Here is a 4,388-nt window from a genome sequence, read left to right on the forward strand (position 1 = left end):
CTGTTTTAGGAGTTCATTTTGCGAATTCATTTATCTCAATGCTCAACGGTACTTCAGTGCGTTAACTATTCTACTGTTACCAATTAAATTACGTTGAGACAAATTCGTGTCATTGAGTTAAGCCTTCCCCACTTTAGGGAATGGCACGCTTGAAAAGGTGAAATCTCGCGCTTGGCTTAGGGCGAACGCATCTAAATATTAAAAATCGATAATCAAGGTGGAATTCCCTAACACTACACCACACAAGACTTTCAGAGAATTAGGTAGAAAATTGAATAAGAATGATAATCGTTGTAAGGAGGTAAGTTTGTGGCAGCCGTCGGCTGCCAAGTAATACGGGTTCGTTTTTGTAGTAAATTCATTCTTTGCGTTAAATAAGAAGAACCAGATTATAGTTCAATGAAGCTCAAGCCCAAAATCACGATTGCTGACCACTTTGGTGTAATAGAAGATCCACGCATAGATCGTACTAAACGACACAAATTAATCGATATCATGACTATTGCCGTGTGCGCGGTGATTTGTGGGGCAGATGGATGGGTGGGAATCGAGACTTATGGTTGTGCGAAGTATGAATGGTTAAAAACATTTTTAGAACTCCCGAATGGCATTCCGTCACACGATACTTTTGCACGAGTATTCGCTTAAAATTTATCCTCAACAATTTCAGTCATGTTTTGTGGATTGGATGAAATCAATACATCAGATAACTTCAGGAGAAGTAATTGCAATTGATGGTAAAACTTTACGCGGTTCTTATGATAAAGGTAGTGAGCAAAGTGCAATCCAAATAGTCAGTGCATGGGCAACTACAAATAGATAAGTGTTAGGACAAGTGAAGGTAGACGAAAAATCAAATGAAATTACAGCAATTCCAGAGTTGTTAAAAGTATTAGATTTATCTGGGTGTATTGTGACAATCGATGCAATGGGTTGCCAAAAAGAAATTGTAAAGTTAATTAAGCAGCAAAATGCAGATTATGTAATTACGCTAAAAAAGAATCAAGGAAATCTTTATGATGAGGTTGGAAAACTCTTCCATTTAGGGATAAATACAGGTTTTGAGGGGATTGAACATAGCACATATAAAACAGATGAAATAGGGCATGGTCGTCATGAAATCCGCCAATATGTGATGTTATCCCAAATTCAGTCTCGGCTTAACCCAGATTCAGTTTGGTCAAACTTTAATAGTGTTGGGATGGTAGAATCCATTCGTTCATTAAATGGTGAAACAACGGTTGAAACCCATTATTTTATCAGTAGCCTTGAGTCAAATGCTAAACAGTTGGGTAATTCTATTCGCAGCCATTGGGGAATTGAGAATTCATTACATTGGATATTAAATGTCGCTTTGAAAGAAGATGACTGTCGAATTAGGAAAGATAATGCTCCACAGAACTTTGCAATTCTCAGACATATTGCAGTCAACCTTTTAGGTCAAGAGAAGCGCGTTAAACGTGGAATAAAAAATAAACAGTTTCTCGCTGGGCTGGATAACAATTATTTAGCAAGAGTTTTAGCATTAACATAAACTAATATACCAGAAATTAAATTTGAATCTTTAAGAAGAATTTCACTTTTCCTCTAGATAAACATACTTTTATAAACTCGAACCTTGAGCAATTTTAGTATCAATAAATAATGATTTAGCATCAGATAATCTAAATCATATACTTCCGAGATAATTCATTCATTTTATTTATCACCTCATCGATTTTTGCAATTATATATGTCATTTTGAAATCTCTCTTAGATTTTATTAGTAAATAAGGTGCGTTTCCCCTAGCGCTTGGCTATCTTGTTGGGGGTAGGGTTGCAGGTTTGTGTTTCAGACAATTTGAATGCCAGTACGTCAAGGAGTTCAACATCTTCTTAATTTCCCAGACCAACACCCCACACCCAAAAGCTAGGCATAGCAGGGATTTACGCTGGATGCTTAATTTTATGAACAGAGTGTTTCAATCTCAGCATAAGCAAAAATCTTAGTAACTATTCTAGCTTGATAATTGCTACTTTGCACTTACTTCGTTTACCATCATAAATTTCAATTGATAATGTATCAAAACATGTCTTACATCAAGCAATGTGAATTGATTTTTTATTGTTTGTGAGAAATTTGGGTTGATACTCCGGGCAATACATTAAAAAATACTTACGGGAAATCTTAAAGGAATTTTTATGACTTATTATTTTTGTCAAACCTTTGAGAACAGGACGTTAATACATCAACTCAGCCTCGTAAATTGGCGAAGGTATTGAAGTAGAGGAGCTATTTATCATTCCCTCTACCACTTCCCAACGCAATGTAGTGCCGTACTAGCCAATAACGTTTTGGAGAATTTACAGATGAAGATTTTTGTTGCCGGAGCAACAGGAGCGATCGGTCGCCCGCTACTCGACCAATTACTTGCCAAAGGACACAACGTAGTCGCGCTGACCCGCTCCCAAGAAAGAGCAGAGTCATTAGCGGCACAGGGAATCGAATCGGCGATCGCAGATGTATTCGACGCAGATTCAGTTAAAGCAGCGATCGCCCACGCTCAACCGGAGGTGGTGATTGAACAACTCACCGCCTTACCCAAAACTTACAGCCGCGAATCAATGAGTGCAGCAGCGCCTCTGAATACGCGCATTCGGTTAGAAGGCGGAGCCAATGTACTGGCGGCAGCACAGGCAGTAGGGGTGCGCCGTTACCTGAGACAGTCGGTCGCCTTCTGGGGAATTCCCGGTGCTGGATTGGCAGATGAGGAAACGCCTCTAGTGCTTGATGCTTCCCCCGTTGTTGCCGCAGAGTCTCGCCTTATGACTGAGATTGAACACCGTTTATTGGAAACATCCAATCTTGAAGGAATTGCCTTACGCTATGGTTTCTTCTACGGACCCGGTACTTGGTTCAATCCTGATGGTGATGTAGCGCAACAAGTGCGGCAGCAACAGTTTCCGATCGTCGGGAATGGAGATGGCGTCTGGTCATGGTTACACATTAAGGATGCAGCGATTGCAACAGTTGCAGCCGCAGAGCAGGGCAACAGGGGTGTTTATCTGATTGTGGATGATCAGCCTTTAGCGGTGCGTGATTGGCTGCCTGCGTTTGCTCGATCGCTGAATGCTCCACCCCCGCCGCGAGTATGCATTGAAGATGCTCTCAAACTAGAGGGGGGTAAGGACAGTGTTTACTACCAAACTCAGATGCGAGGCGCATCGAATGCCAAAGCAAAACGCGAACTAAATTTTCAGCCTCGACCGTTGGAATGGGTGGTTAACACCGTTGCGGCTCATGCCAGTTAACAAGTTAAAGGAAAAGTAAGATGAAGATTGCTCAGTATGGAACAGGGATCGTCGTTATGCATGTAATCGTTCATGGACTGCACGGCTTCGCGCATAACGAAATCCCAGCTTCCCTTTCTCTGCTTCAGGGTTCGTTTGTAGGTGTTGTGGTGATATTAGCTCCCATTATTGCAGCCGGTTTACTCTGGATGCCGTTCTACCGCATCGGTAGCGTCTAAACAAAACAAAGTAGAGCATTTCAACATTCAGTGATTTAGACGGTAAAGGTGCGGCTTCCAAGGTTCACACCACCGTGGCTCTTGGTTAAAAGGAAACCTGTTACTTGCCTGAGCAGCATGGTTTCATCGCAACTTAACTGCGTCTGGGTATGAAAAAGTTTGACCAGTAATTTCAACAACATTGGAGAACAATTATGACTCAAGCAAAGCATCCTGCTGATCCAACCCCTCCAACCCTGGAAGGGAAACTGGCTCTGTTACGGAAATTAAGGGATGAATTGGGCAGCGATGATACCATTCGTCGCCTCTTTTTTGGCGACCTGGAACCTATTGCCCTTCAACCTGGAGGAGCGAACACAGTCGTTCATCTTTACAACAAAGCTGATGATGTCACGATTGCCTATTGTTCTTCCTACGATGTATTTCTGGCTGCCCATCCGGGACGGGTCATCGAATTCGACCCCGCCGAAATCAAATAGAGATATGGTTAACGCCTTATCTAAGGGAGCGTGGCATTATGTCCTCAATTGAGGAAGTGACAAAGACAATTGACCTGATCATTGCGCCTGTCGTCATGATCACGGCTTGTGCCATCGTGGTAAATGGGTTGATTGTCCGGTACGGTTCCCTTGGCGATCGCCTACGTATCGTCAACCACGAACTAAGCGACTTGCAGGAGTCCGATCTGGCTCACAATCAAAACAAAGCTCAGAGGTTACAAGAACTTGAATCCCTGCTGAGGGATCTGCTGAAACACCATCATTTCGTGCATGATGCTCTTGTTCTTACTTATACTTCCATCCTAGTCTTTATGCTGGATATGCTGGTCATTGCCATAGCAGTCGCCACGAATGCCAGTTGGCTATCACAGATGGCACT

Annotated in this window: 4 protein-coding genes and 1 pseudogene; all 5 read left to right on the forward strand. The window is 42.3% G+C overall.

Going from position 1 to position 4,388, the window contains the following annotated elements; translation table 11 throughout:
* Positions 1-399: 399 nt before the first annotated feature.
* Positions 400-1,534, forward strand: a pseudogene (locus H6G97_RS46330) (ISAs1 family transposase).
* A gap of 815 nt (positions 1,535-2,349) precedes the next feature.
* A complete protein-coding gene (locus H6G97_RS46335; RefSeq protein ID WP_190947134.1) occupies positions 2,350-3,291 on the forward strand; it encodes an NAD-dependent epimerase/dehydratase family protein in 942 nt (313 codons plus the stop codon).
* 20 nt (positions 3,292-3,311) lie between these two features.
* Entirely contained in the window at positions 3,312-3,509 is a 198-nt protein-coding gene (locus H6G97_RS46340; protein ID WP_190947135.1) for a hypothetical protein, read from the forward strand.
* A 194-nt stretch (positions 3,510-3,703) separates the two neighbouring features.
* The gene (locus H6G97_RS46345; RefSeq protein ID WP_190947136.1) at positions 3,704-3,988 is read left to right on the forward strand and encodes a hypothetical protein; all 285 of its coding nucleotides are present in this window, start codon (positions 3,704-3,706) and stop codon (positions 3,986-3,988) included.
* A 95-nt stretch (positions 3,989-4,083) separates the two neighbouring features.
* A partial coding sequence (locus tag H6G97_RS46350; protein ID WP_190947137.1) for a DUF2721 domain-containing protein occupies positions 4,084-4,388 on the forward strand: 305 nt, incomplete at its 3' end.

This window comes from Nostoc flagelliforme FACHB-838, assembly GCF_014698065.1.
Lineage (GTDB): Bacteria > Cyanobacteriota > Cyanobacteriia > Cyanobacteriales > Nostocaceae > Nostoc > Nostoc flagelliforme_B.

Coding starts and splice junctions, on each gene's coding strand:
- H6G97_RS46335 (WP_190947134.1), top strand. CDS start 2,350: ATGAAGATTTTTGTTGCCGGAGCAACAGGAGCGATCGGTCGCCCGCTA.
- H6G97_RS46345 (WP_190947136.1), top strand. CDS start 3,704: ATGACTCAAGCAAAGCATCCTGCTGATCCAACCCCTCCAACCCTGGAA.
- H6G97_RS46340 (WP_190947135.1), top strand. CDS start 3,312: ATGAAGATTGCTCAGTATGGAACAGGGATCGTCGTTATGCATGTAATC.